This is a genomic window from Streptomyces sp. McG3, assembly GCF_018619185.1.
GTDB lineage: Bacteria > Actinomycetota > Actinomycetes > Streptomycetales > Streptomycetaceae > Streptomyces.
Genome location: NZ_JAAXYC010000042.1, coordinates 12847 through 38913, shown reverse-complemented (window position 1 = coordinate 38913; position 26067 = coordinate 12847). Strand labels below are relative to the sequence as shown.

Sequence of the window (26067 nt, the reverse complement as noted above, 5' to 3'; positions counted from 1 at the left end):
GAAGACGGCGGCGCGGGGGTCGATGTCGAGGCCGGGGTGGCTGTCGACCACGGTTTCCTGGCCGGTGTTCAGGTCGACGTGGACGATCCGTGTGTGCTCGCTGTCGCGGTAGGAGCCGACCCAGGCGCCGGTGCCGTCCGGGGTGAGCTGGAAGGGCTGCAGGTCCAGTGGGTGGTCGGAGCCGGGGAAGGTGGTGACGCGGCGCATGGTGCCCGACTCCGGTTCCCATCGGGACAGTTCGATGTCCCCGTCCGTGCTCAGCCCGTGTCCGTACATCGTCCCGTCGGGTGCGTACACGAGGGCACTGGAGCCACCGGGGTTCTGGGCGAGCATCGTGAGTTCGCCGGTGGCGATGTGAAGTTTATAGAGGTCGAAAACCGCCGGGTCGCGGTGGTTGAGGTTCAGGACGGCGTGGCCGGGCATGTCGGGGGGCAAGTCGAACCCGGCGACCCGGGCCCCGGGGAAGGGGGTGAGGTCGACGGCATCGGCGTCTGGGTGTTCCAGGTCGACGCGGTGGAGGTGGTAGTTCTCGTCCCCGTCGCCGTCCTGTTCATACAGCAGCCAGCGCGGGTCGTCGGTCCAGTGGAAGCGCAGGACGCTGCGGCGGGAATCGGTGGTGACGCATCGCTCCCTCCCCTCGCCGTCGAGATCCTGGATCCAGACGTTGAGCCGGCCACGGCTGGGGGCCAGGTAGGCGACCTTCGAGCCGTCGGGTGAGATGACGGCGCCCGTACGGTCCGGGGCGTCGAGCAGGTCCTCGACGTTCAGGTAGGGCACGTCGGGTCGGGCAGAGGCCACAGAATGACTTCCTTCAGTTGTCACCGCAGTGCGGCGGTCCGGGTCTCGGCCGGCGAGCTGTTCGGATCTGGTGCCCCGCTGGGGGCTTCTCAGACCCTCCACGTCAGGGACGTAGCCGTGCGGTTGAGTTCGGCGGGCGGGGGCAGATCACGCGGGCGAGCACGGTGGCCGTTCGAGGGGCGTGTGCGGAGGGTGTGTCGCGCCCGGCGCGGAGCGCGGGGTCCGTGCTTCTGCTCTCGTGCAGTACCCGCAGCGCCGCCGCACCCGCCGCGGCGTTCACCCGGATGTGGGGGGTGTGGGCCGGCAGGCCCGCCCGATGGGCGAGCAGTACGGTCAGTTCGTGTTCGGCGTGGTCGCAAGCCATCAGCCAGGCGATGCGCAGCGCGGGTTCGTGTCGGGTGAGGTGGACCAGCCGTGCCGAGAGGCTGAAGTCCCGGAGGAAGGAGTCGTGCTGGTCGAGGGTGAAATGGGCCGCCTCGGCAGTGAGGTGGGCGTCCAGAGAGATCCCGGGCGGCCAGCCGCGCAGGGCGCTGAGCTCCCAGTCCAGGCCGCGCAGTGCAATGGGTTCGGCGCAACTCTCCTTGTTGCGGAAGTGACGCCAGATGGTCCGGGTGGACACGCCCACCTTCTCGGCGATCCGGTCGCCGCTGGTACCGGCTGTGCCACGGCTCAGAAAGAGCCGGGTCGCCTCGCGGGAGATCCGTAGCCTCAGCCGTTCGCGCGGGTCCGGGGGACTTGCTGATGCGTTGTCCGGCACGGCGCCCTTCTCCCTCTGCTGCCCGCGATGTCCCTTGATAGCATTCTGTCACTTAGTGAACATGACTGAGGGGCGATGGCCCCCCTTTACGGGACGAGCCGCCTGGCCCCGAGGGGCCGGAACGGCACGGCCGGTCCGGACCGGAAAGAGAGCGAACATGGCGAGAGCCGAGGGAACAACCGGCCAGGGGCGCGGCGGGATGAGCGCTGAGCGTCGGCGCCGGGTTCGCCTGGAGGTCTCACGGGAGGCTTCCCGCCTGTTCTGGACCCAGGGCGTGGAGGCGACGAGCGGGGACCAGATCGCCGCGGCCGTCGGTCTCTCCACCAGGACCATCTGGCGCCACTTCCGCAGCAAGGAGAGCTGCGCGGAGCCGATCGTCATGAGCAGCGTGGACTGGGAACTCAACACTTTGCGCAACTGGCCGCTCGGACTTTCCCTGGAGGACCATTTCCGCGCCGAGGCCCTGCGGCACGGCCGCGAGGCCAGCCCGGTAGAGCGGGAGGACACCGCGCTCGGCATCAAGATGATCCGCCTCGGTGACAGTGAGCCGGCTATCCGGACGGCCTGGCTGATGGCCTGTGACCAGGTGGAGCGGCAGATGGCCGTGATCATCGCGAAGCGCCTCGGGGGCGAGCCGGACGATGTGGAGATCCGGTTGCACGCGGCGGCCGCGGGCGCGGCGCTGCGGGTGTTGAACGAGCACGTCGGGGCGGGCCTGCTGGACGGCGCGAGCCCGGAGGAGTTCCGGGGCACTCCCGAGCGGATCGCCCGCGCGGTCCGTCGGGCCACGGGTGGTGCCGTCGGGGATCCGGTCGACGGCGGGACCGCCTGAAGGCGTTGCCCCCGCGGGTGAGGGCGACGGCAACGCTCGCGCTGCGGGGACCTCACCGCTTGGCCTCGATCAACCCGAGGGCGCGCAGGCGGCGGTCGGAGGCGCGGACCGCCCAGGCCGTCACGAGCAGGCCCACCGCCAGCAGCGGATAGCCCATGGCGATCTTGGCGACGCCCAGCGAACCGACCTCGTCCTGGGTGTACAGATACTGCTGGACCGCGAACCGGGCCGCGAAGATCAAGGCAAGCGTCCCTGTCGCGATGTCGAAGTAGAACCGCGAGCGAGGCTCCTTACGCCACACCTGGCCCTTGCCCGTCATCGAGTTCCAGATCACCCCGGCCAGCGGCCACCGCACAACGACCGACCCCAGGAACACCACCGCCCCGGCCAGGCTCAGCCAGATGCCGAGCAGGAAGTAGTCCTTCGCCGATCCCGTCCACCAGGCGACGCCGGCCGCGATCGCCACACCGAGCACCCCGCCCAGCGCCGGCGACACCGACTCCTTGCGCACCAGACGCTCGATACCGATGATCACGGCCACCCCGAGTGCCACCATGATGCCGACCGCCAGCCCGCCCATCGCGTTCGCCACGACGAACGCCAGTGCCGGCAGAGCCGAATACACCATTCCTCGCGTACCTCCGGCCTGCTCCAATGCCGTCGGCTGCTTGGGGTGTTCCTGGGTATGTGCATGCATGGTGTTCACCCAATCCTTCTGACGGGCGACGCTCCGCGGCGCCCGTGCGGTCTGGAGCAGTGCCGGCCAGCACCACCGATGTCACTTAGTGACACGATGTCATTAAGTGATGCCTGAGTCAACGCATCGAACAGGCGCACGCCCCTCCTGCCGCTTTCTTGGGGTGACGAATGGACACAACTGCCCCAGCCGGGCGGCACCGCCGACCCCAGACGGCAAAGGGCCCGGGCCGCTCGTCAGCCCCGGGGGGAGACCTGGCTCTCAACGCCGCTCCACCTGGCTCTGCCGGTCCGTGCATCCCTGGAGCGGCACCGAGGTTCGGCCGCCCGCGCAGCGGAGACTTGTCAACAGCTCGGACCGGCCCTCGACACCCCCCGCCGATCGGGGCCGACCAGCTGCGGTTCCCCCGGCGTGCCAACTCCGCTGGGGGAACCGCACCCCCTATAGCCGGGGGGGAATGGCCCTTGGTCTGTTCCTCTACCGGGTGGACACGCTGAAGACGAGTGCGGCTTGGCGCGGTCGAGCCCGTCGCGGTCGGAGAAGCCGAACGACCCGACAAGGCGATCACGAGAGCGTGCTCATATTCGACGATTTCGATGGATCCGCCGGACCCGGTCACCATGATCGCCTGCTTCCCCTTCCCTCCTCAAGGACGCTGATGCGGGCAGCCCGCCTCACCACACGCGGGAGATGCCTCTCGACCCGGCCCGGTTCAGGCCGCGTACGTGTAGGGGAAGGGGGTAGCCGAATCGTTGCATCCGGGTCGACCGGTCAGGTGCCGCACAGCCCAGGGAAACGAGGTACCGCCATGGATCGCCCGCCCGCCATTCCCACCACCCCGCACACCAGCGGCGACGGTGCCCCGCCGGGCGAGATGACGGCCTGCGCCGGCGCCCGGGCAGTGATCACCGCCCTCCTCCAGCCCCTGAAGCACGCCTCACGGCAGGCCGAGGCGGACGCGCACCTTGCGGTGTCCGAGCTGATCAGCAACGCGCTCCGGCACGGAGGCGGCCTGACCGGATTCAAGGCCGACCTCGATCCGGCTGCGACCCGGCTGCGCCTCCAGGTCGAGGACCCCAGCCCTGAGCCACCGCGCAGACGCCTCGTCCCGGATCCGGAGACCCCCGGCGGGCGGGGGTGGGCGATCGTGAAGCGAATCGCGACAACTTGCTCGGTCGCCGTCCTTCCCGGCGCCGGAAAACGCATCACGGTCACCATCGCTATCTGACGAGCCCGGGGACGCCGGCCTGTGGGGCCGCTGCTGGCTCTACTGCTCGCGGCTTCCCTGGTTCCCGCGTGAACCGTCTGCCAGGCCGCGCCGTTGCGCGAAGGGCGATCGCTGCAAGCCAGCCGTATCCGCCGCAGGATCCGGCGAGCCGCGCAGCTGTTTCACGGACCAGGTCGCCGCGGAGTCAGCACACGCTTCGATTGTCAGTGGATCGTGTAAGGCTGTCCGGGACCCACCGCACTCATCATCGGAGTTCTGGAATGACGACGCCCCCTTCACCCTTGACGGTCGCAGAATGGCGGGCGTTCCTCAGCGACTTCAACACCAGGCACATCAATTCGGACGAGGTTCGTGAGGCCATCGAGGACCAGCGCCAGGTCATCAGCAAGGAGCGGCTGGAGGCCGGATGGGCCGGCGCGGAACCGGCGGGCGAGGAAGCGATCGTGGCCGCCGAGGAGCGGCTCGGGATGAGGCTCCCTCTCTCGTACCGAAACTTCCTCCACGTCAGTGACGGCTGGGAGGACATCGGGTCCGTCGACCTGTTCCAGGTCGGGGACATCGGCTGGTTCGCCGACCTGGACGCCGACCTCATTGAAGCGTGGTCGGACAGCGACTCCTTCGTGGACCAGCTCGCCGTGCTCAAGCGCTGCCTGCTGATCGGCCAAGACGACGGCGGCAGCGGCTGCTACTGGCTGCTGCACGCCGACAGCATCGCGGAAAACGGGGAGTGGACCGCGTATGTGTGGTGGCCCGGTGACGGTGACGACCCCGACCCTCACCACGATTTCGCCGCCATGGTGCGGGAAGCAGTGCACTCCTAGTAGTGCTTGGTCATGTTGGTGCGGGGTCTGGTATGTCGCGGTGACAGGTGGGGCAGGCGCCGGTCCAGGTCGCGAGGAGTGCAGAAGGCGTGGGCGACCGAGACGAGAGTGGCGTGGTGGTGCCAGCCTGGCCAGGTCCGGTCCTCGAAGTGGGCCAGGCCAAGGGCCTGTTTCATCTCGCGGTAGTCGTTCTCGATACGCCGGCGGAGCTTCGCGGTGCGCACGAGGACGGGCAACGGGGTGGTCTCGGGCAGGTTGGAGAGCCAGAACTGCACGGGCCCGTCCTGGTCGGCAGGCCACTCCGCCAGCAGCCAGCGGACCGGAAGCTCGGCGGTGGTCGTGGCCTGGCGGATCTCGCGCCCGGCAGCCGGCCCCTGCCGAGGTAGGTGGGGGTCGACGGCCGTTCGTCCTCGGGTTGTGCGGTGGTTGTTGTCGAGATGCCCACCACGTAGTCGAGTCCGTGTGTCTCCAGACCGAGCCGGAAGGCGGCGGTGTCCCCGTAGCCGCCGTCGGCGATGACCTGGGGCACCTCGATGACCCAGGACCGCGTCTCGTCGATCATGTCGAGGGCCAGCTGCCACTTCTCGACATGACCCACCTGGGCAAGGATGGCGCACTTGTCACGGCGGGCGACTTTGGCCGGATCGGCCTTGGGCGATGCGGGATCCCAGCTCCCGGGCAGGAACAGAGGCCAGTTCACCGCCGCCGAGGTGCCGTTGGAAGCCAGGTGAAGAGAGACGCCGGCCTGGCAGTTGGTGACCTTGCCCGCGGTGCCGGTGTACTGCCGGGTCACGCACGCCGAGCCGTCCCCGTCCTTGAGGAACCCGGTGTCATCGACGACCAGCGCGGTGGGTCTGATGACCGGCTGCATGCGCCAGGCCAACCGGGCCCGTACATGGGCCGCATCCCACGGGCTGGAGGTGACGAAGTGGGCCAGGGCCTGCCGATTACCGTCCTCGCCCAGGCGGGCGGCCATCGGCTCCACCGACTTACGCCCGCCGTCCAGCAGCAGGCCTCCCAGATATGCCCCACCCCACCGGCGCTGATCCGCCCGCGCGAACGGCTCGGACATCTCCGCCGCGAAGTCCTCCAGATCACACCGGACCGCAGCCAACTCCGCGCTCAGCACACCCGGTCAACGACACGGCCGATCAGGAAGACACGCCATCGCAGATCGCACATGGCCAAGCACTACTGGTGCCGTACCAGGCAACGTTCGCCCCTCGGCCGAGCCATGAGGAACAGTCCACGCACGCCCCTCGACAGGCGTTGTCGGTGGCCGATGCGATGCTGGCGCCGACAACTCCACTCGCAGTGATCACCGGGGGTTCCGATGAGTGAACAGCCAGAGTCCGCCCTGCCTCCGTCCGGCTTCGAGGCCGCTTGGTGTGGCACCGACCTCGGCACATACCGTGCCTGTCGCTACACCTACGAGCACTACTCCCTCGAGAGTCTGCCGCCGCTGGACTCCCACCAGTTCGAGGGCACCTATCGATGGCTCGGGGGCGTTGGCGACCCCATCCCGCGGCAGGTCGTGAAACTCAACAGCCTGGAAAAGGCCCTTTCCGCCAGGGGACTCACCTTGCCCAGGGATTTCGTCACGTTCCAGACCAGCGAGAATCTGCACGGCTCACTGGACGACGTCTCGGTGACTGGTTGCTGGACGAATATTTCGGAGCCTCTGCCCAGTCCGGTCGAGCCCGGTGCCTTCCTGGTCCGGTTCTTCCAGGACCAGCAGGACTGCGTCATCTGGTACCTCTACCTCCGTCCGACGAGCGAGACGTTCGTGGTGTACTCCGACATCGACTACGAGTACGCGTACGAAGCGCGGCGCGACGGGGAAGAGACGCAGACCGATCTCGAAAACGCGGAGGAGCACAGGGCCGCGATCCTGTGGTGTGCGCCGTCGTTCGAGGAGTTTGCCCATCGTTTCTGGGTCGAGAACCGCCTCTGGCATGCCGTCAACGGCAATGACCTGCCACGGCTCGAGCCGCAACTACAGGATTACTTGAATCACTACGCGCCGCCTGGAGCTCTCACGTGACCGCGCGATGAGCGAGATCCCCTGCGGATGCCAGAACGTGTACGGGCTCGCGAAATCGATGCCGCCGAGGGCAGGCGGCTGCTGCGAAGCATCCGCAGGGACACCGGGTCGCTGGTGGCCCGGCGGCGGGCCCAGATGGTGCTGCTGTCCGCGCAGGGGATGCCCGTGGCGCGAATCGCCGAGATGTCGTTCAGGACTTCCTGGTTGCCGAGGGGGTGGTCGACGACATCAGCCACGAGGGCCCTGAGCGTTCTCCAACCTCACGACGAGGCGCAGTGAAGGACCAGGACGGCTTTCACGACGTTGGTGACGCGGTGGGTGCCGCAGCGGAGTTTCCGCAGGAGTCGCCAGCCCTTCAGGGTGCCATCGCCAGCTCACCGACACAGCGGCTCTTGGCGTGAGTGGTGGTGTGCCGGTGCTTCCATCGCTTGAGACGGCGGCCGCGAAGCGGCACCAGGGCAAGGGCACCAGCGCCCAAGACTTGTCCCGTAGATGACGGTCGAGGCAGGCGGGGCAAGGTGCAGTGGCAAGATGACGGCTTCGACGCTCCTGAGAGGCCCATCTTCGTGCCCACGCCCGCCGACTACCTCGCACTGGCGCAGACCGAGAAGGACAGCGTTGTGCTGCAGGGTCTCGCGCGACGTCCGTACCCCTTCGTATGGCAGGCCCTGGCTGCCAATCCCCACACCCCGCCCGTCGCCCTGCAGGAGCTGAGCACGGCCCGGGACAGCGTCTGGAACGACAACAGGCTCCTTTGTCTGCTGGCGAAGCATTCCGGCGCGAACCCCGTCGTTCTTCGAGCTGTCCTCGGCGCCGTTGCCGCGAAGCTCGAAGAGGGCGAACGGCCCTACGCCGCCGTGCTTGCTCTCGCAGACCGGGTGGAGCTTGCGGCGGACGAGGTGAGGAACCTCGGCACTCTCCGTGGCGCCTCTGCCCGTCTACGCCACCTGCTCAGAGTGCGGTTGAGTCTTCGCACCTGAGCTGTCTCTGTGGTCACGGCTGAAATGATCTTGTAGTGGCTGGTGTGATCACGGCGGCGGAACCCCCTTCGACAGCCCCTTTCACCGGGTTGAGTCCGCGGCAGTTCCGGCAGGCGGGGGTGGCACCTTCGCCGCCCTGGACCCGGCGCAGGTCCGTTGTCTGCGTCCAGGCCTCGGCCAAGGACTGCAGGCGGACGGCGACGGTGTTCATGGGGGCGGGTCGCCGGCCCGGCAGGTCCTCGGCCGCCGGCTCCGCTGTCGCGTCGTGACAGGCACACGGGAGACGGCCCGTCGTGGACAGGGCAGGCTCGACGCGGAAAATTATTGACCGACCGGTCCAGATAAGGCTAGGGTCATCGACGTGGCCAGGACCAAGGAATTCGATCCGGACGCCGCACTGCAGTCGGCCCTTGAGCTGTTCTGGCGGCGCGGTTACGAAGCGACGTCGGTGACAGATCTCGTCGAGCACCTCGGAATCGGCCGCGCCAGCATCTACGCGACCTTCGGCAGCAAGCACGAGCTGTATCTGAAGGCCATGGACCGGTACGCCGAGATGCGCGACCCGCTTCTCATGTCCGAGCTCTCCCAGCCAGGCCCCGCACTGCCCGCGGTGCGGGGCCTGGTGCGCCGCTTCGCCACGGAAGCCGCCTCTCCGGAAGGGCGCTTGAACGGCTGCTTCGTCACCAACACCGCAGCCGAGCTGGCCCCGCACGACCCCGCGGCGGCCCGCAGGGTCGAGATCAGCTGGGAGCACATCGAGACCCTGCTGCACTCCGCGCTCGTGCGGGCCCAGGCCCAGGGAGAGCTCCCCGAGGGCCGTGATCCGCGAGCGCTGGCCCACCTGCTGCTCGTCCTGCTGCAGGGCGTACGCATCGTCGGCAAGGCGTCGAACGACCCCGCCCGGGTGCGCGACGCGGCCGAACAGGCGCTGACCCTGCTGGACTGAACCACACCCACCGGAGCCGCCAGGCACTTTCGCACGCCCAAATAATGGACTGATCGGTCAAATATCGGGGGGAATGATGACCGCCACGGGCACCGCCCACGTCAGCGCCATGCGACACAGGTCCGCCTTCGTCCTCCTCGGCGGCATCCAGGCCACGCTGATCTTCACGCTCGCCGCGATCGCCGTACCGCTGCCCCGCGTTGCTCACGAACTCGACCTCGAGCGCGCCGACGTGATCCTGCTCAGCACCGCCTACGGACTGACCTTCGCCGGGCTGTTGCTCTTCGGCGGACGCCTCGCCGACCGCTACGGCGGGCGACGCGCCCTCGTCGCGGGCCTTGTCCTCTTCGTCATCGCCTCGGCCGCCGCCCCACTCGCCCCCGGTATCGAGGCACTGCTCGCGGCGCGCTTCACCCAGGGCGCGGGCGCGGCGCTCATCGCGCCGGCCGCCATGACCGTGCTGCGCGCGGTCTTCCCCTCCCCCGCCGCGTACGGCAGGGCGATGGCCACCTGGGGCGGGCTCTCGGTGCTCGGCGCGACGGCGGGCAACCTGCTCTCCGGCGTCATCTCCGCGCTGCTCTCCTGGCGCTGGACCTTCGCGGTACCCGTCGTGGTGGCGATCGCAGCCCTCGTCCTCACACCCAGGCTGCTGCCGGACACCGCACCGAACCGGGGCAGGAGTCTCGACCTGCCCGGTGCTCTGCTCGCCACCGCCGGGATCACCCTCGCCAGCTACGGGCTCGTCGTCACCGACGCCCGTCCCGGATCGTCGGCCGGCGTGCTCGTACCACTGCTCGGCGGGACCGCGTTACTGGCCGCGTTCTGGTACGCCGAGCGCTGGGCCCGCGATCCCCTGCTGCCCCCCGGTTTCCTGTCCGACCGGCGGCGGGCCCTGGCCCTTGCAGCCGTCGCGCTGAGTTCCTGCGCGACCGCGATGACCTTCGTGGTTCTCTCACTCCACCTCCAGCAGGAGCGCGGCTGGTCACCGTTGCAGACCTCGGCCGCCTTCGTGCCGTTCGCCGTCGCGCTGGTCGCCTCGGGCCGGGTGGCAGGACCGCTCATCGGCCGGTACGGAGCCCGAACCGTCACGGCCGCCGGGCTGGGCACAGGTTCGGCCGGGCTCGCTCTCCTCGCCTTCACCGGGTTCGACACGCACACCTCGTACGCGTACGGGCTGCTGCCGGGCCTTGTGCTGCTGCCGACCGGTGCCGCGGCCTCCTTCGCCGGAGCCGCCGTGCTCGCCACCGAAGGGGTACCGCTGCAGCGGACCGGGCTAGCGGGCGGCGTGCTGAACACCGCGATGGAAGCTGGCCCGACCGTCCTCTTCGCCGTCCTGCTCACACTCGACAGCGACCCCTGGTCCCTGGCCGCGACGGGGGCCGCCCTCGCCGTCGCGGCCCTCCTGAACCACCGCACCAAGTAGTCCATCACTCAAGGGAGTCACCGAAATGAACCGCTTCACCGGCAAGACCGTCCTCGTCACCGGCGCGGGCTCCGGCCTCGGCCGCGCTATCGCGCTCGCCTTCGCCGCCGAGGGCGCATCCGTGGTCGCCGCAGGACGCACCGCGGCCTCCCTGGACGAGACGGTCGACCTCATCGAGGCAGCCGGTGGCACAGCCGCCGCCGTCACCGCCGATGTCACCGACTCCGGACGGCTCCAGGATCTCGTTCGGGAGAGCGTCGCCCGCTTCGGCTCACTGGACGTCGCGGTCAACAACGCCGGGATATTCCGGGGCACCGTCCCCGTCGGCGAGGTGAGCGAGGAGGACTGGGACGCGGTACTGAGGACCAATGTCACCGGCGTCTGGCTGGCCATGAAGCACGAGATCGCCCACATGAGGGAGAACGGCGGCGGCACCATCGTCAACATCTCCTCCAACCTGGGCGCACACCTGCGGATCCCGAACGCCGCCACGTACATCACCTCCAAGGCAGCGGTCTCCGCACTGACCCGCGCCGCCGCTCTCGACCACATCCACCAGGGCATCCGCATCAACGCCGTCAGCCCCGGCGCCTCCGCCGCCCCCATGTCACTGCGACCCGGCGAGACCGAGGCCGACCGGGCGGAGCGGATGAAGACGGAGAACCCGCTCGGCCGGGTCGCGGAGGCCGGTGAAGTGGCGGCCGCGGTGCTCTACCTCGCCTCGCCCGCTGCCGGCTCGGTCGTCGGCACCGACCTGGTCATCGACAGTGGATCGTCGGCCTGACGACGCCCCCTTCCGGAACTGGGCAGGCCGCTGCGGGACAGCCGAGATCCTCGGAGTCCGGAACCCTGCGCGCGCTCCGCTCCCCCACGCCTCAGCCGCCCGGATCCCCCCGGCGACGTCGGCGTGGGGGCTCAGGCGGCCCAGCTTCCATGGACGAGACGTGACGGGCGTGACGGGCGTGACATGACGGGCTTCGCGGCCGTGTGCCGCAGCGGCCGCTCAGAGGTGGCCGTCCAGGAACTGCCGTACCTCGGCGCTGGTCATGGGCCCCGCGCCGTGCGCCACCGCCTCTCCCTCCTTCAGCAGGACGCAGGCCGGGGCTCCGGTGACCCCGTATCTCTCGGTTGCCGCCGGACAACGCGTGATGTCGGTGCGGACGACCGTCAGGCGCCCCGCGCAGTCGTCGGCGATGCCACCCACGACCAGGTCCATCACCCGGCAGGGCTCGATTGCCTTGGGCCATGTCCCGGTGAAGTACGCGAGGACCGGAACTTCGCTCATCCCGAGGATGAAAGCGAACTCCGCGTCCTCACGGGGCCGGTGAACCCGATGTGCCATGGAAGCTCCTGCCCTCACGTTCCGTCATTCCGTTCCATCATCCCTCGCGCGGTGCGCTCGTCAGCTCGGCCCGAAGACCGACAGCCAGCGTCAGTTCGAGGACCCGGTGCGGCGATCCCAGGTCCGGGAAGAGCTCCCGCAGCTGAGACATCCGGTACCGGACCGTCTGGGGGTGAACGAACAGTTCCGCCGCCACCTCGTCCCGTCTGCCCTGGTACAGCAGCCACGCCCGCAACGTCTCCTCCAGCCGCCGTGCGGTCGCGACGGGCAAGGTCCGCAAGGGTGCGAGGGCTCGGGCACGCAGGTCTGCGAACGCGTCCGCGTCGGCGCTCAGCACCAGCTCGGGCAGGTGGTCCTCGGTGTCGCGAATACCGGCGGAAAGGGAGCGGGCACGCGCGGCTCGCGCGTACGAGGCGGACGCGCGCGTCCACGGCCGGGCCGGGCCGACCACGGCTGTGCGGTCGGTCAGCTGCCGCAAGAGATGTGATCGGTCGGCATCGGGGACGAGCAGCACACCGATGGCATCCGGCAGATCGTCGAGGACCAGGGTGTTCGGGTCGAGCGTGCGGTAGGCGGGCCGGGCCTGAGCGGCGGGCAGCAGGACCGCCGTCAGCGAAACCGGAGGCTGCCACCCGGCCCGTTGACCGGAGGCCAGCAGCACGTCCCGGCTCGCGCCCGCGAGGAGGTCGCGCGCCAGGTGCTCCAGGTGGCGCTCGTGGGCCCTGCCCCGGGCTGCCAGTTCGTCGGCGTGCCCCGCGGCGCTCGCGGCGGAGAGCTCATCGATGTAGGCGAAGGTCAGCTCGGCGAACTTGGCGACCTCGGCGGCGGGCAGACCCGCGGGTACGGCACCCGCCGCGAGGCATCGCCAGGCCACGCGGGCGCCGACGCGGTAGGCACTGAGCAGGGCGTCCATCGAACGGCCGTCGCGCACCTCGCCGCGGCCCAGCTCGTAGGCCGCGTCACCGCCGTCGCCGCCTGTGGCGTTGCCGCTCGCGAGGTCCAGGTAGTGCGCCAGGGCGGTGCGGACGGCTCGGCGGATGGTGCCGCCCATGCGGCCGGAAAGGGCGTTGGCGTAGGAAGGGACCTCATCGATGATCGCCTGGACGATCTCGTCGGCGGTGGTCTTCAGAGCGGTCCGCAGGGCGGTGACCGTCGTCTCGTCCAGGGCCAGCTCGCTGGCCCTCCGGATTGCATGGCTCATGTTTTTGTTCCCTGCGAACAATTCAGCTGATCAGATTCACGTCCTGCGGTCAGGACTTTACGCCATGGGGCGCAGCAAGCTGGGGTCATGACGAGTGCAGCCCTCCGCAGTAGGGCGTGGAAACTGCTGGAGATGGTCACGACGCCGCTGCTGCCGTCGGACTACCTCGACCTGGTCAGCCCGCTGCGTGCGGGCGCCGACCTGTGTGGGCGCATCGAGGCCGTGCTTCCGGAGACGGGCGACGCCGCGACTGTCGTGATCAGGCCGGGACGGGGCTGGCGCGGCCACACAGCCGGTCAGTACGTGCGGATCGGGGTCGACGTCGACGGGGTGCGCCTGTGGCGTGCCTACTCCCTCACCTCGCCGGCACATCGCCGGGACGGCCGTATCACGATCACCGTGAAGGCGATCCCGGACGGCAAGGTCAGCAACCACCTGGTCCGCAAGGCGAAACCGGGCACGCTGATCCAGCTCGACCAGCCGACCGGCGATTTCGTGCTGTCGCAGGCCAAGCCCGCCAAGGTGCTCTACCTGACGGCCGGCAGCGGCATCACGCCCGTGATGGGCATGCTGCGCGACACCGAGCTCGACGACGTCGTCATGGTCCACAGCGCGCCACGGCCGCACGACGTGATCTTCCGCGACGAACTGCACGATCTGGTCGCGGACAGGAAACTCCGTCTTATCGAGGTGCACACCGACACGGACGGCATGCTCGACATCGCCCGTATCGACGAACTCGTGCCCGACTGGGCCGAGCGCGAGACCTGGGCTTGCGGGCCCGCGGGCCTGCTCGACGCCGCCGAAGAGCACTGGACCGAGCACGGCGTCCAGGAGCGCCTGCACACCGAACGTTTCCGCGCCGGCATCGTCGTCGCGGGCGACGGCGGCGAGGTCACCTTCAGCGCCTCCGGCAAGACCGTCGCGGCGGACGGTGCCACGCCGTTGCTGGACATCGGCGAGGAGGCCGGCGTGCTCATGCCCTCCGGGTGCCGCATGGGCATCTGCTTCGGCTGTGTCACGCCGCTCAAGGCGGGCGCCGTCCGCGACCTGCGCACCGGCGGGATCACCGAGGCCGAGCCGGGCGTCCTCATCCAGACCTGCGTGTCCGCCGCCGCGGGCCCGTGCGACATCGAACGGTAGGAGCACCTTGACCGCCATCGACCCCACCGCCCACCTGACCTCGGAGCAGATCGAGGAGCTGGGCCGCGAGCTGGACGCGATCCGCGACGAGGTGATCGCCTGCCGCGGCGAGAAGGACGCCGCCTACATCCGTAAGGTGATCGCGGCGCAGCGCAAGCTCGAACTGGTCAGCAGGGGCGTGCTGCTGTTCTCGATCTTCCCGCCCGCGTGGCTGCTCGGCACCGCAGGGCTGTCCGTGGCGAAGATCATGGACAACATGGAGATCGGCCACAACATCCTGCACGGCCAGTGGGACTGGATGCGGGACCCGAAGATCCACTCCACCACCTGGGAGTGGGATCACGTCTCCCCGTCCGAGCAGTGGAAGCACTCGCACAACGAGCTGCACCACACGTACACCAACGTGATCGGCAAGGACAACGACCTCGGCTACGGCATCATGCGCGTCGACGAGGACCAGAAGTGGCACCCCTTCCACCTCGGCCAGCCGCTGTGGAACTTCCTCAACGCCTGCTTCTTCGAGTACGGCATCGCGGCGTACGACCTGGAGCTCGGCAGGAACCTCCACAAGCGCCGCCGCAAGAACCCGGAGTTCCGCGCGCGGGCCAAGGCCGTGGGACGCAAGATCCGCAAGCAGGTGCTCAAGGACTACGTGATCCACCCTCTGCTGTCGGGCCCGTCCTTCCTCCCCACACTCGCCGCCACGTTCACCGCGAACCTGGTCCGCAACGTCTGGACCCACTCGGTGATCATGTGCGGGCACTTCCCCGAGGGCGTACAGGTCTTCGAGCGCCGGTCGATCCAGGGCGAGACACGCGGCCAGTGGTACCTGCGCCAGATGATGGGTTCGGCGAACATCAGCGGAAGCAAGGCCATGCACTTCATGACCGGCAACCTGTCGCACCAGATCGAGCACCATCTGTTCCCGGACCTGCCGAGCAACCGGTACGCCGAGGTCGCGGTGAAGGTGCGCGCGCTGTTCGAGAAGTACGAGCTGGAGTACGTCACCGGCCCGCTGCCCAAGCAGGTCTTCTCCGCGTGGCACAAGGTCTTCCGGCTCGCACTGCCGAACAAGAAGCCGAAGGTCAGCGCGCCGAACCACGAGCAGGAGCTCGTGGCCGCCTGATCCCGGTACGCGTGCGGATCTCACGGCCGCACCGGCGGCACCGCAGGGTTCGGTGCCGATGGTGAGATCCGCTGCGCAGGCCGGGTAGGGAGGTGCCCTCGCCACGGCGGCATCAAGCCTTGGCGGCGAGGGCACGGGCGCGGCCGGCGAGGTCAGTGTCCGGCGACGACGGCCTGCAGCTCGCTGGTGCTCTTCGGCAGGGTGACGGAGGTGAGCTTCTTTCCCGCTTCCGCGTCGATGGCGTGCAGCGCCTTCCTGCCGGGCTCCGAGACGTAGGCGACGTGTCCGCGCACGAACAGGGTGGGCCGGGCATGCTGCCACTCCCCCGGGCCCCGGCGCGCGCCCAGCCCTTGAGCGTGGTGGCGAGCTTCCGGGCGGGGTCGCCGCTTCCTGGATGCCGACGTCCATGCCGACACCGCCAGCTGGTGGGCGGCGTCTCCCCGGCGAGGAAGACACGGCCCTGCCGTCCTGGTCGGCCAACCGTGCACGAGCTCGTCAGACACGATGTGCTCAGGGCGCCTTACGCGGTCCGCTGCGGCGGTATCCCTCCCAGACCGGGCCGCCCGCCGCGTCGAGGACCTCCGTGACCAGCGCGGTGAGGCCCGCCGGTGCGCCGCGCAGCGCCGCTTGCGCCGTCTCGTCCAGCCGCGCGGCCAGGTCCGGCGCGACGGGTTCGAGGCGCCGAGCCAGCCACTTGCCCCCGCCGGCCCACGTGCCGTGGGTCAGCAGGGCCAGTTCGCCGCTCCGCCGGACGAGTTCGGCCACGACGAACAGCCGCTCCCCCGCATCCGTACAGGCGGCGAAGTCGTCGAGCAGGTCCGTCAGCGCGTACCGGGCGTCTTCGAGGGCCGTATCGGTGACCGGGGGCGGGCCTGCGTCCGCGAGGCGTTTCGCCGTATCCGCGATCCGTTCTCCTGTCCCGTCGGCGTCGAGCAGGAGTGCCCCCTCGGCGCACATCCACAACAGGGGCGAGTTCCGTCGCACGATCTCCGGGGTCACGAAGCTGTGCCAGGAGTCCTCGGTGTGCACGAACAGCTCCACCGGCCAGTTCCCGTACCGCAGGCTCTCGCGGTACGGGGCGGGCGGGCCATCGAGCAGCACCACAACGTCCAGGTCGGACCGGGCGGTGCGCCGACTCGTCAGCACACTGCCGCCGAGGAACGCGGCGCGGGCGTCGGGGTGGCGCTCCAGAACAAGGGCACGGGCAAGGTCGATGACGTCCATGCCCACACTCTGCCCTGGCCCCACGGCCCCCGGAGCACAGCCCCGCGTGGTGAGCGTCACCCGTACACCTCCGGGATCGGCACGTCGAGCCGAGGCTGACCACGCCCAGTAGATGGGGCGATGGGCTTTGCGGCCGCGTCGCGTCAGCCGATCATGGGGGAATGACCGATCAGTTGACGACTGGTACCGGGACATCCGACCGGCGCCGCGTCGTGCTCTTTGAGGGCACGGGGCATGACCAGGCTGGATCCTGACACCATGCAAGACGCCTCCGACGACAGGCAGTCCGCCTCCGACCCCTATCCCGCGTATGCGGCGATGCGGTCCACATGCCCCGTGCAGGCTGTGGCGTCCGGATCCAACGGACGTGCCAGCTACCTGATCACCGGATACGCGGAAGCCCGGCACGCTCTCAGCGACGCGCGGCTTTCCAAGGACACTGTGGCCTTCTTCGCCGGGAAAGACTCGAAGCGCCGCCTGCATCCCGCTGTCGCGCACACCATGCTGGCCAGCGACCCGCCCCAGCACACAAGGCTCCGCAGGCTGATCACCGGCGCATTCACGAGCGGCTCAGTCGCCGGCCTCCGCCCCTCCATCATCCGGCTGACCGACGAACTGCTGGACCGCTGGCCGGCCGACGGGGCGGTCGACCTCATGGCCGCGCTCGCCGTCCCTCTACCGGTCATGGTGATCTGCGAACTGCTCGGCGTGCCGGAGACCGACCGGCCGCAGGTTCAGCGCTGGTCCGCCGACCTGTTCGCCGCCGGGGAGCCGGACCGCACCGACGCCGCCTCGTACGCCGTCGCCGCATACATGACCGGTCTCATCACGTCGAAGCGCCTTCACCCGGGCGACTCGCTCCTCGATCGCCTCATCGCCGCCAGCGACGGCGGGGACCGTCTGAACGAGGAGGAACTCGTCTCACTGGCCGTGCTCCTGCTCGTCGCCGGCCATGAGACGACCACGCACTTCCTCGGCAACGCAGTCCTGGCGCTGCTACAACACCCGGCCGAGCTGGAACGTCTGCGCGGGAACCCGCAAACCATCCCGCAGGCGCTGGACGAGTTGCTCCGCTTCGACACGCCGGTCAGCACCGCCACCTTCCGGTTCACCACGGAAGCCATGTCCCTCGGCGGGACCGAGATCCCCGCAGGCGTCCCCGTACTCGTCGCCCTCGGAGCGGCCAACCGTGATCCGGACCGCTTCACCGCACCGGACCAGCTCGACCTGGACCGGGAGGCGACCGGTCATCTCGGCTTCGGCCACGGCATCCATCGCTGCGTCGGCGCACCACTCGCGAAAGCCGAAGCGCACATCGCCCTCCACGCGATCCTGACCCGCTTTCCCGACATCCGGCTCGCCGTATCGGCAGACCGGTTGGATTGGCGGCAGACCCGGCTCATCCGCGGCTTGAATTCACTGCCCGTTCTGCTCTGAATCCGCCATCTCGATGAGCTGACGTGCCGGCAGCCGGCTGGCCGGGCCGAGGGCGGACACCCAGCCACGTACATGGAGAATGAGCGGAGTGAGGACTCACTCATTGACGGAGTGAGTCCTCACTCCCTATTCTCGTGGCCATGACACCACCCAAGGAGAACCCGACCACCCGTCGCCGCGCCCCCGCCATGTCGCCGGAGGAGCGCCGCGCGATGATCGTCCAGACCGCGATTCCGCTGATCGCCGAATACGGCGCCACGGTGACGACCGCGAAGGTCGCCCGCGCGGCGGGCATCGGCGAAGGCACGATCTTCCGGGTCTTCGCCGACAAGGAAGAACTGCTGCAGGCCTGCATGGCCGAGGCCCTCTCCCCCGAGCACGCGGTCCGCGAGCTCGACGCAATCGACGTTTCCCAACCCCTGCCCGACCGGCTCGCGGAGGCGGCCGAGGCGCTGCAGGCACACCTGTCCAGGATGGGTGCGATCGCGGGCTCGCTGGGGCATCGCGGCGGCAAGCACCCCGGCACGGTGCGCGGCGCGGGCCGCGACGAGTCGACCACCCGCATCCGCGCGGCCCTCGCGGAGCTGCTGGAGCCCGACAAGGCAGCTCTGCGCCGGCCGCCGGAGCAGATCGCGGCCCTCTTCTTCGGGCTGCTCTTCACGCAGCCGCGTACGGAGGAGGAGCCCGACCTGACCCCGCAGGAGCTGGTGGATGTCTTTCTGCACGGGGCGCTCTCGGGGGGCGCCAAGTGAGCGCGCGGAAAAGGCGCCTGGGGGTTACCGCCCTGGCCGTCCTGCTCCCCGTCCTGGTGTGGCTGGTCTCGGACCCGCTGGCGGGGCACCGGCTGCGGATCGCCGACGGCGAGCAGAGACTCGACATCGGCGCCTTACCCACAGCGGTCGTCGCACTGCTCGCCTCGCTCTCCGGCTGGGGACTGCTCGCCGCCCTGGAGCGCTTCGGGGTGCGGCGCGCCCGGGACATCTGGACCGGGGTCGCCGGCGTCGTCCTGGCCATGTCCTTCCTGCCGCTCATCGGCGACGGCATGGACGGCGGCACCCGGATCTCCCTCGCCCTGATGCACCTGGCGGTGGGCGCGGTGCTGATCTCGGGGCTGGGCGGCAGGTCCCCGGGGCGGAAGCCGGTGCCGCCGGGGAAATGACCGCCGAACCTGAGTACGCCGCGAACGGCACCGGATGGAGGCGGCCCTGTCAGAGCCTCACCCGGCCGGGGCGACCAGGCCGGGGGAGGATGAGGTCCCAAACGGGTGCGGCCACCGCCGGCCGGTCGGCCGTTCCAGGTCAGGTTGCCAAGTGGAGTCCGGCCTTACAGGCCTGCGAAGAATTCCGGATGCGGAGCTTTCGCCGTCCGCGCGGATGAGCCGTACTCATCCGCGGAGCACCTCCCCGGCTCCGCAGCCGGAATCCCGTCGCACGGATCGCCTGCCCCAGGTATCGAGTCGGTCAAGGCTGAGCCGCCTCGGCAGGGGCGGACCCGGCGAGGACGCGGCCTCTCTCTGCTCCCGCGTTCCCGCACCCGGTCCTCAGTACCCTTCGAGCTCAGCAGATTTCCGCGGATCGTCCTCCAGAACGCGGGCCGCGAGCCGCCGCACTTGCTCCTCCACGGGCCGGCCGTGGGTGGTGAACAACTCGTACGCGTAAGAACATGCACGCGCCCCCGAAGCCCTTACCTCGTGAAACCTCACATCGACCCCCTCGGGGCTGGTGAGCTCCTCGGGCATGTCGGGCTCCTCGCGTCGTGGACAGACATCCGTGAGGACGCAGCCCCACCGCTCGAACCAGCCGCTGTCCGCGAGGGTCTGCCGAAGCAGCCGGGCGATGGTGTCCACCGGCTCTTCCCAGCTGCGGTCGGCTGCGGCCCGCGCGAGTTCGGATGCGTACTGGGCGGCATCGAACCAATAGTCCGCGGGCACAGCAGTGACGTTGCTGGTGTTCTCCCAGGCGTCCCAGATCACCCTGTCTCCCTCCCGGCGCATGGTGACATACAGAGCGCCGCAGCAGCCGGCGGAGCAGGTCGGCTCGGTGATGATGACCCTGCGCGGCTCCTGCGTGACCGCCAGCGGCCAGCTCTCGGCAGGACCTGTCCAGTGCCGGCAGCCGAGTGCCACCCCTTCCGGGTGGACTGCCTTCAGAACGTCCACCCCGTCGATCAGGGGACGCACTTCAGCCCAGGGGTCCTGCGCCCAGTCGTCCGGGATCCGGTGCCGCAGGGTCAAGGTACTGATCGCCAGGTGGTCGGTCATACTCACATGATCGGCTGACACCATGCGGCGTCACCATCATTTTTGGCGTGATCAGCCTTGGATGGTCGCGCCAGGGGCAGCCACCGCTCAGGGTCGAGAGAGCTTCCGTAATCCCGAGAAGTGGAGAGTTCACCCACCATGGACATCATGGAGACGCACCGCGACCTCGTGATCCGTCTGCTGCCCGATGACGAGCAGGACGAACTCACCATCCATCAGGGGCAGTTCCACCACGTCGTCGTCGGCTCGGAGCACGTGCTGTGCTTCGCCCGCACCGAAGCCGCCGCAGGGCGGCTGCCCGCGCGGGCAGCCGCCCTGCGCGCCCTCGCCGGGCTCGACCTCGGCTTCCGCACCCCGCGCCCGATCGCCCGGGGCGGTGGCCCGGGCACGGACGAACCGCCCTACCTCGTGCTGAGCCGGATCCCCGGGGCTCCCTTGGACGATGCCGCGCTCGAGCGCCCCGGAGTCATCGAGGCGGTGGCCGAGCAGTACGCCGGACTTCTCTCCGGGCTCATCGCCGCGGGCGGGGACGAGAAGGCTCGCGCCGTGCTTCCGGCAGCCCATGAGCGTCAGTGGCAGGAGTTCGCGGCGGGAGTGCGCGCCGATCTGTTCCCGCTGATGTCCGACGGCGGCCGGGAGCGTGCCGCGCGCGAACTCGCCGCGCTCGGCGGCCTTCCCCCGCTCACTTCCGCGGTGGTCCACGGCGACCTCGGCGGTGAGAACGTCCTGTGGGAGCTCTCGGACGGTGTGCCACGCCTCAGCGGTGTCATCGACTGGGACGAGGTCACCTTGGGCGACCCCGCCGAGGACCTGGCAGCCGTCGGAGCCGGCTGCGGGGAGGAGCTGCTGGACCGGGTGCTGGCGCTCGGCGGCTGGGACGACGCTTCGATGTCCGGGCGGATCACCGCGATCCGCGGCACCTTCCCCCTCCAACAGGCCCTCTACGCACAGCGTGACGGTGACGAGGAGGAGCTGGCGGACGGCCTGACCGGCTATCGGTAGGCCGGGGCCCTCCTGGGCTCGCGGTGACAGGGCGTGCCTGCGATGCGGTCGACCGGTCAGCGGTCTCCCCGTAACGGCGGCCACGAGCGTCCGCCGCGTTGCGACATCCACCGCTTCCTTCCGCCCTGCTTCCACAACCGTTGGTTGTGTCTCGTGGGTAGGGAGTTGTTTGATCGTGTGTGGTGCACGGTGGTGGGATCGGCGCATGTCTACACGCACAGAGCAGGTCATGTATGTCCAGACGCCCGAGTTCGCGCGTCACGCGGAGCGGATCGTGGAGGTGACCGATGCGACCTCCCGACTGAACGTGCTTCCGTTCAGCGACAGCGCGGGTCGCACGGAACTACTTTCGGTTGTGTTCGGTGGCGCGCTGCCGGAGTCGGTGGTGATCTACCCGCCGTTCTTTACCGAGTGCGGGCTGAACACGACGTTCGGGGAGGACGTCTTCGTCAACCAGGGATGCACCTTCATGGACAAGGGAGGCATCCGTATCGGGAACGGTGTCATGATCGCCCCGAAGGTCAGCCTCATCACCGGAGGCCATCCGCTGCCCCTGGGCGAGCGCCGCGAGTACCTCTCCTTCGCCCCGATCGTCATCGAGGACGACGTCTGGATCGGGACAGCTGCCGTGATCACGCAAGGGGTCACCGTCGGTGCCGGTGCGGTGGTCGCCGCGGGTGCGGTGGTCACGCGTGATGTTCCCGCCGGCATGGTGGTCGCGGGAGTGCCCGCCCGGGTGATCAAGAAGATCGACTGAGCCCGGCCGGGCGGCGGCGCCCGCTGCGGGCAGGTGATCACATCCGTGCGGGCGCGGTCCGGGCTTCCACCAGGACCCGGGTCTCGTCGGTGGGGGAGAATGCGCCCATGAGAGACATCGTTTTCACGCGCCAGAGCGGCTGGATTCCGAACGTGATCCGCGTGGAAGGTGAGTTGAAACTGATGCTCGGTGCCGGGGCCGACGCCAACCATGAGCCTCGCACGTTCACGTTCTCGATCAAGGAAGCCCATCTTGCGGTGATCCAGGGGGACCTGGGCAGACACCTGCTGTTGTGGTCCGCGGTCCTGCCGCTGTGCGACGCCGCCGGAACCCGGGGCCGGCTCGACGAGGACGCCGCCGTAGCGCTCCTGGACCCGGTCCTCCTCTCCGCACCCGCCGACGTCGACGCGCTCTTCCAACGCATCCAGTGGGACCGGGGTCGGCTCATCGCCCATGGGGCTGACATCAAGCTGCTCGAACAGGGTCGGGTCTGCGCGGCGATGGGCTCGGCCACCGAGACGTCCAACGGGAAACGGGCTCAGAAGTACCATGCGGACCGCCGTCGCACCGAGCGCGGCATCGCGCTCGGTCCGCTCGACTCCGCGATTCTGTTGTACACGGGTCAGTACCTGCACGGCTCGACGGTTCCGAAGCGGATACCCGGTGCCGTCGGCCCCGCGCTGCTGCCCGAGGTCATGCGGGTGATCGCCACCGCCGAACAAGCGTGCGCCGGGATGTGGATCAGCCGCGATCCACGGCGGGGAAAGCGCGCCACGGACAAGCGCGACTGGGGTCGGATGGAGGCGACGGTCGACGCGGCCGTGCGTCGTGCACACCCTGAACTCGTCGATGACGCGGTGCGCACCGTGAGCTTCCTGATGTGCTCGGAGGCAGCTGACCGCTCCAGGAATACGCCCATGGAGGATGACGAGCGGGCCGACGGCGACCGCGCCGCCTTCGGCGGGAGTGCGAGAACGGCGATCCTGTCGTTCACCGACGACAAAGGCGCTGAGGAGAAGTGGCTCCCGGACCATCCCCGCTCCGCCACCGCGGAGTTCTGGGAGTTCGTCGGCGACCGCTCTGCCGCCGACAACGAAGTGTTCACGATCGAGGACGAGGAGATGGGCGCGGGGATCCAGCTCCACTTCTACGCGGACTCCGTCGCCCGGATCACGACGGTGCGCGAGGGAGTGGGCGGGTCGGATCCGGAGTACCGGGTCGAGTACAGCCTGGTCGACGGGATCCGCGGGTACCGGAGCCTGGTGACCGCCTTCGTCCGTGGCGGCTGCGCCGCGCTCGAACGGTATGGCCCTTGGATGTCGGATGTCGCCGAGTTCGAGCGCGCGCGCCGACGGCGCGACGCCAAGTAGTCCCAGCGGGAGCCCGCGCACGCGCCGCCGGAAAGGCCTGCGAACGTCGAAGGCCGTGATCAGCGATCGGCGAAGCCGGCACGAGGCCGCGAACACGCTCGTGGCCCGAGGCCGGCCGGCGCTTCTTCAGCCCCCGGCGCAGGGGTCGTTGTCCCCGGCCGTCGCCTTGGTGTCGGCCGCCAGGCAGGAGGAGTACACGCGCGTCGGCGTGGACTCCGGCTCCGGTTCCGAGGAGGTCCTCGGTCCGGCAGTGGCGGCGAGGCCTGCCGCGCACAGGACCGCCCACGCCGCACTCCACATGCGGCGACTCGTCCCTGTCGGCTGGGGCATCCGAGCATCCTACGAGCGCTGCGGCGGCCTGTCGCCGAGTCGAGACCTCCTCGTCCACGCGTGCGACGAAGCGGGCCGGGGTCGCCAACGGGCGCGAAGGGTTCCGGCTGTGCCACCGCCCGGAACTCCGCCGGGGCCCTGGTGCACGGGACGACGGCCAGAGGGGCTAGTTTGCTCGGATGAGCCTTCTCCATGATGTGGCCGAGCGCGATGGCTGGCTGTGCTGGGTGTGCGACGAACCGGTCGACCCCGACAAGTCGGTGAACGACCAGCAGGGCCCCAGTGTCGACAGCCGGACCGCCGATCGGAAGGCCAAGGTCGCCGAGCGACTCGCGCACCGGGGGTGCAACTCCCGCAAGGGCGCGGTCAAGGTGTCCATCGCCTGGCCGGACCGCCTGTACGTGGTCGAACCCGCGCCGCTGATCGCTGTGGCCTCCCGTCTGGAGCGCAAGGGGGGCCGCGAGATGGTGGGCCGCTGTCCGACCAGGCAGGACGCCCAGGAAGCGGCGGATTGGCTGGTGGACCGATTCTCCCGACTGGTACCGGGGCTGCCGGTGACCTCCGGCATCGAGTCGGGCGGCGGCCAGTTCCTCGTCGTCCTTACCGCCGGCCGGCGCTGACCGGGGATCGCCGCACCGGCCCGGCGTCGGGCTGAACCGTCGGCCAGGATCGACACGACGCCGGTTGACAGCTTGGGGGTTTCCGACATGCCTACGCCTGAGCAGATCTGGGCGGACGCCGATCTCCCCACCCGACGGCTCGCCGGGCTTGCTCTCAACCCGTCCGTGCCGGAGAGCGTCCTCCTGCGGCTGCTCTCCGACGCTCCGCCGGCCGTACGGATGGTGCTGTGCCGGGACCGGATCCTGCCCGACGCCGTCGTGGAGGCGGTGATCGAGCACCCTGACACCCGCACCCGCAGTTTCTTCGCCCGCAACCCCCACGCCGATCCGGCCCAGCGGGTCCGGCTCCTGGATGATCCCGAGTGGTTCGTCCGCGCGCACCTGGCCGAGGGACCGCGGGTGGTCGCCCCCGCCCGGCCGAGGCCCCTGCCCGACGAGGCCGTCGTCCGCATGATCAGCACGTACGACGACGAACTCATGGCCAGCGGCTTCTACCAGCAGATCTCCGCCGGGCTGCGCCGTTCCATGCCCACCCATCCGATTGCGAAGGTCCGCCGCTGGGGGGTCGGCGAGTGGACCTCCCTGTCCGCGGACACGCGGGCCGCCCTCCTCACTGACCCCGACGGAGTGGTCCGCGAGACGGCTCAGCGGCACGCGCGCTCCGAGGACCCGGCGTGGGTGGAGAGTGAGCTTCCCGACCGACCGTGCCGTTACCGCACGGACCTGCTGCTCCACCGTCCCCTCACCAGGGCTGTGGTGGAGGGCGTCCTCGCCGGGCCCGCCGGTGAGGAGGACAGGGCGATGATCGCCGTCAACCCCTCGCTCCCTCCCGACGCGGTGGTCCTCCTGGCCGCCGACCCGGACCCGGAGATACGGGGCCGGATCGCGCGACGCGCGGACCTGGGGCCTGCCGAATGCCACGCGCTCGTCACCGATCCGGACCCGGACGTGCGCACGCAGGTCGCCCACCGCGGTGACCTGCAACCGGCCGACCGGCGCACGCTCATGACGGACCCCCACCCCGACGTCCGGCCGGCCGTGTCCCTCCACCCCGCCCTGAGCGAGGCGGAACGGGCCCGGATCGACTACCAGGTCCCCTTGGACCACTTCTTCGTCTTCCACCCCGCGCCCGAGGCACCCCGGGATCCCGGCATCGTCCGGCGCGACGCACTCTCCGGCCACCCGTTGCTGCGCCGGCGGGCAGCCGAGGAGCATCTGCTGCCACCGGACCTCGTCGCACGGCTGGCCGCCGACGACGACCTCGGCGTGCGCGTCCTGCTGGCCCAGAACCATCCGGACGCCCCCGCACCGCTTCTGCTGCGCAGCTTCCTCGAGTACACCGGCCCCGAGCGCGGCCACCTCTCCACCCGGCCGAACTTCCCGACCGCCGGCCTGGCCGCCTTCGCCGACCACGGGGACCCCGAGGTCCGGGCCCTCGCCGCACTCGACCCCGAAGCCGATCCGGACACCGTGGAGCGGCTCGGCCAGGACCCGGAACACGCGGTGAGGGCTGCGGCGGCGCGCCATCCGCGTCTTCCGCGGTCCCGGCTGGCAGCACTCCTCGACGACGAGGAGTTGGCCCATCATGCGGCGGCGAACGCGGCGCTGGCCCCGTACGCGGTCCGCCGGCTTCTGCGGACGGGCGGACGGTGGGCAGAGCCGCCGGTGTAGCGGTAGCCACCGGTTGGCTCCTGCACGCCTCGGGAAGAACGGGTTGCGACACACCGGG

At 69.8% G+C, this 26067-nt stretch carries 26 protein-coding genes and 3 pseudogenes; 19 read left to right on the top strand and 10 right to left on the bottom strand.

The window, feature by feature from the left end:
- Both HET64_RS10230 and HET64_RS10225 read right to left on the bottom strand, forming a co-directional pair.
- Positions 1-798: pseudogene (locus tag HET64_RS10230) on the bottom strand (S9 family peptidase); the annotation flags it as partial.
- A gap of 103 nt (positions 799-901) precedes the next feature.
- Positions 902-1555 (bottom strand): TetR/AcrR family transcriptional regulator, encoded by a 654-nt coding sequence (locus HET64_RS10225; protein WP_215103993.1) that lies wholly within the window; start codon positions 1553-1555, stop codon positions 902-904.
- Between the two features lie 199 nt (positions 1556-1754).
- Between HET64_RS10225 and HET64_RS10220 the strand changes: the two genes are divergently transcribed.
- Complete coding sequence (locus tag HET64_RS10220; RefSeq protein WP_215103991.1) at positions 1755-2387, top strand: TetR/AcrR family transcriptional regulator; 633 nt, start codon at positions 1755-1757, stop codon at positions 2385-2387.
- 52 nt (positions 2388-2439) lie between these two features.
- Here the strand turns inward: HET64_RS10220 and HET64_RS10215 are convergent, their stop codons facing one another.
- Positions 2440-3084 (bottom strand): DUF3159 domain-containing protein, encoded by a 645-nt coding sequence (locus HET64_RS10215; RefSeq protein WP_251145090.1) that lies wholly within the window; start codon positions 3082-3084, stop codon positions 2440-2442.
- An 808-nt stretch (positions 3085-3892) separates the two neighbouring features.
- Here HET64_RS10215 and HET64_RS10210 point away from each other — a divergent pair.
- A complete protein-coding gene (locus tag HET64_RS10210; RefSeq protein ID WP_251145089.1) occupies positions 3893-4312 on the top strand; it encodes an ATP-binding protein in 420 nt (139 codons plus the stop codon).
- A gap of 281 nt (positions 4313-4593) precedes the next feature.
- Entirely contained in the window at positions 4594-5133 is a 540-nt protein-coding gene (locus HET64_RS10205) for an SMI1/KNR4 family protein (RefSeq protein ID WP_251145088.1), read from the top strand.
- On the opposite strand, the pseudogene HET64_RS10200 reads toward HET64_RS10205, so the two are convergent.
- Positions 5130-6262: pseudogene (locus HET64_RS10200) on the bottom strand (IS701 family transposase). The gene HET64_RS10205 and the pseudogene HET64_RS10200 overlap by 4 nt on opposite strands.
- Positions 6263-6466: 204 nt before the next feature.
- On the opposite strand from HET64_RS10200, the gene HET64_RS10195 reads away from it, so the two are divergent.
- The 6 genes and pseudogenes from HET64_RS10195 to HET64_RS10175 all read left to right on the top strand — a co-directional run bounded on the left by HET64_RS10195 (position 6467) and on the right by HET64_RS10175 (position 11310).
- Entirely contained in the window at positions 6467-7177 is a 711-nt protein-coding gene (locus tag HET64_RS10195; RefSeq protein ID WP_215103987.1) for a hypothetical protein, read from the top strand.
- 27 nt (positions 7178-7204) lie between these two features.
- Positions 7205-7369, top strand: a pseudogene (locus tag HET64_RS39855) (IS630 family transposase); the annotation flags it as partial.
- Between the two features lie 326 nt (positions 7370-7695).
- Positions 7696-8157 (top strand): hypothetical protein, encoded by a 462-nt coding sequence (locus HET64_RS10190; protein ID WP_308369950.1) that lies wholly within the window; start codon positions 7696-7698, stop codon positions 8155-8157.
- A 361-nt stretch (positions 8158-8518) separates the two neighbouring features.
- Positions 8519-9103 carry a TetR/AcrR family transcriptional regulator gene (locus HET64_RS10185; protein WP_215103985.1) on the top strand — a complete coding sequence of 195 codons (585 nt, stop codon included), beginning with the start codon at positions 8519-8521 and terminating at the stop codon, positions 9101-9103.
- Positions 9104-9179: 76 nt separating this feature from the next.
- The gene (locus HET64_RS10180) at positions 9180-10526 is read left to right on the top strand and encodes an MFS transporter (protein WP_215103983.1); all 1347 of its coding nucleotides are present in this window, start codon (positions 9180-9182) and stop codon (positions 10524-10526) included.
- A gap of 25 nt (positions 10527-10551) precedes the next feature.
- Positions 10552-11310 (top strand): SDR family NAD(P)-dependent oxidoreductase, encoded by a 759-nt coding sequence (locus HET64_RS10175; protein WP_215103981.1) that lies wholly within the window; start codon positions 10552-10554, stop codon positions 11308-11310.
- 219 nt (positions 11311-11529) lie between these two features.
- Here the strand turns inward: HET64_RS10175 and HET64_RS10170 are convergent, their stop codons facing one another.
- Both HET64_RS10170 and HET64_RS10165 read right to left on the bottom strand, forming a co-directional pair.
- Entirely contained in the window at positions 11530-11868 is a 339-nt protein-coding gene (locus HET64_RS10170; RefSeq protein WP_215103979.1) for a co-chaperone YbbN, read from the bottom strand.
- 37 nt (positions 11869-11905) lie between these two features.
- The gene (locus HET64_RS10165) at positions 11906-13069 is read right to left on the bottom strand and encodes a helix-turn-helix domain-containing protein (RefSeq protein ID WP_215103977.1); all 1164 of its coding nucleotides are present in this window, start codon (positions 13067-13069) and stop codon (positions 11906-11908) included.
- 132 nt (positions 13070-13201) lie between these two features.
- Between HET64_RS10165 and HET64_RS10160 the strand changes: the two genes are divergently transcribed.
- Positions 13202-14212 (top strand): ferredoxin reductase, encoded by a 1011-nt coding sequence (locus HET64_RS10160; protein ID WP_215104001.1) that lies wholly within the window; start codon positions 13202-13204, stop codon positions 14210-14212.
- A 7-nt stretch (positions 14213-14219) separates the two neighbouring features.
- Entirely contained in the window at positions 14220-15338 is a 1119-nt protein-coding gene (locus tag HET64_RS10155; protein WP_215103975.1) for an acyl-CoA desaturase, read from the top strand.
- 152 nt (positions 15339-15490) lie between these two features.
- Here HET64_RS10155 and HET64_RS10150 read toward each other — a convergent pair whose 3' ends face one another.
- Both HET64_RS10150 and HET64_RS10145 read right to left on the bottom strand, forming a co-directional pair.
- A complete protein-coding gene (locus HET64_RS10150; protein ID WP_215104008.1) occupies positions 15491-15631 on the bottom strand; it encodes a hypothetical protein in 141 nt (46 codons plus the stop codon).
- 217 nt (positions 15632-15848) lie between these two features.
- Entirely contained in the window at positions 15849-16562 is a 714-nt protein-coding gene (locus HET64_RS10145; protein ID WP_215103973.1) for a nucleotidyltransferase domain-containing protein, read from the bottom strand.
- A gap of 258 nt (positions 16563-16820) precedes the next feature.
- Here HET64_RS10145 and HET64_RS10140 point away from each other — a divergent pair, with 258 nt between their 5' ends.
- The 3 genes from HET64_RS10140 to HET64_RS10130 all read left to right on the top strand — a co-directional run bounded on the left by HET64_RS10140 (position 16821) and on the right by HET64_RS10130 (position 19158).
- Positions 16821-17999 carry a cytochrome P450 gene (locus HET64_RS10140; protein WP_215103971.1) on the top strand — a complete coding sequence of 393 codons (1179 nt, stop codon included), beginning with the start codon at positions 16821-16823 and terminating at the stop codon, positions 17997-17999.
- A gap of 140 nt (positions 18000-18139) precedes the next feature.
- A complete protein-coding gene (locus tag HET64_RS10135) occupies positions 18140-18751 on the top strand; it encodes a TetR/AcrR family transcriptional regulator (protein ID WP_215103969.1) in 612 nt (203 codons plus the stop codon).
- On the top strand, positions 18748-19158 hold the full coding sequence (locus HET64_RS10130) for a DUF6069 family protein (RefSeq protein WP_308369949.1): 411 nt from the start codon (positions 18748-18750) through the stop codon (positions 19156-19158). The genes HET64_RS10135 and HET64_RS10130 overlap by 4 nt, the downstream gene beginning before the upstream one ends.
- Before the next feature lie 381 nt (positions 19159-19539).
- On the opposite strand, the gene HET64_RS10125 is transcribed toward HET64_RS10130, so the two are convergent.
- Positions 19540-20259, bottom strand: coding sequence for a hypothetical protein (locus HET64_RS10125; protein WP_215103967.1), 720 nt, complete (start codon positions 20257-20259; stop codon positions 19540-19542).
- 120 nt (positions 20260-20379) lie between these two features.
- Between HET64_RS10125 and vph the strand changes: the two genes are divergently transcribed.
- The 3 genes from vph (at position 20380) to HET64_RS10110 (ending at position 23388) form a co-directional block, all read left to right on the top strand.
- Complete coding sequence (gene vph, locus HET64_RS10120) at positions 20380-21261, top strand: viomycin phosphotransferase (RefSeq protein WP_308369948.1); 882 nt, start codon at positions 20380-20382, stop codon at positions 21259-21261.
- 229 nt (positions 21262-21490) lie between these two features.
- On the top strand, positions 21491-22018 hold the full coding sequence (locus HET64_RS10115) for a DapH/DapD/GlmU-related protein (RefSeq protein WP_215103995.1): 528 nt from the start codon (positions 21491-21493) through the stop codon (positions 22016-22018).
- 107 nt (positions 22019-22125) lie between these two features.
- The gene (locus HET64_RS10110) at positions 22126-23388 is read left to right on the top strand and encodes a DUF6357 family protein (protein WP_215103965.1); all 1263 of its coding nucleotides are present in this window, start codon (positions 22126-22128) and stop codon (positions 23386-23388) included.
- A gap of 126 nt (positions 23389-23514) precedes the next feature.
- On the opposite strand, the gene HET64_RS10105 is transcribed toward HET64_RS10110, so the two are convergent.
- A complete protein-coding gene (locus tag HET64_RS10105; RefSeq protein ID WP_215103963.1) occupies positions 23515-23718 on the bottom strand; it encodes a hypothetical protein in 204 nt (67 codons plus the stop codon).
- Between the two features lie 179 nt (positions 23719-23897).
- Here HET64_RS10105 and HET64_RS10100 point away from each other — a divergent pair, with 179 nt between their 5' ends.
- Both HET64_RS10100 and HET64_RS10095 read left to right on the top strand, forming a co-directional pair.
- Entirely contained in the window at positions 23898-24338 is a 441-nt protein-coding gene (locus HET64_RS10100) for a hypothetical protein (RefSeq protein ID WP_215103961.1), read from the top strand.
- A gap of 87 nt (positions 24339-24425) precedes the next feature.
- On the top strand, positions 24426-26009 hold the full coding sequence (locus HET64_RS10095) for a hypothetical protein (RefSeq protein WP_215103959.1): 1584 nt from the start codon (positions 24426-24428) through the stop codon (positions 26007-26009).
- Positions 26010-26067 lie beyond the last annotated feature (58 nt).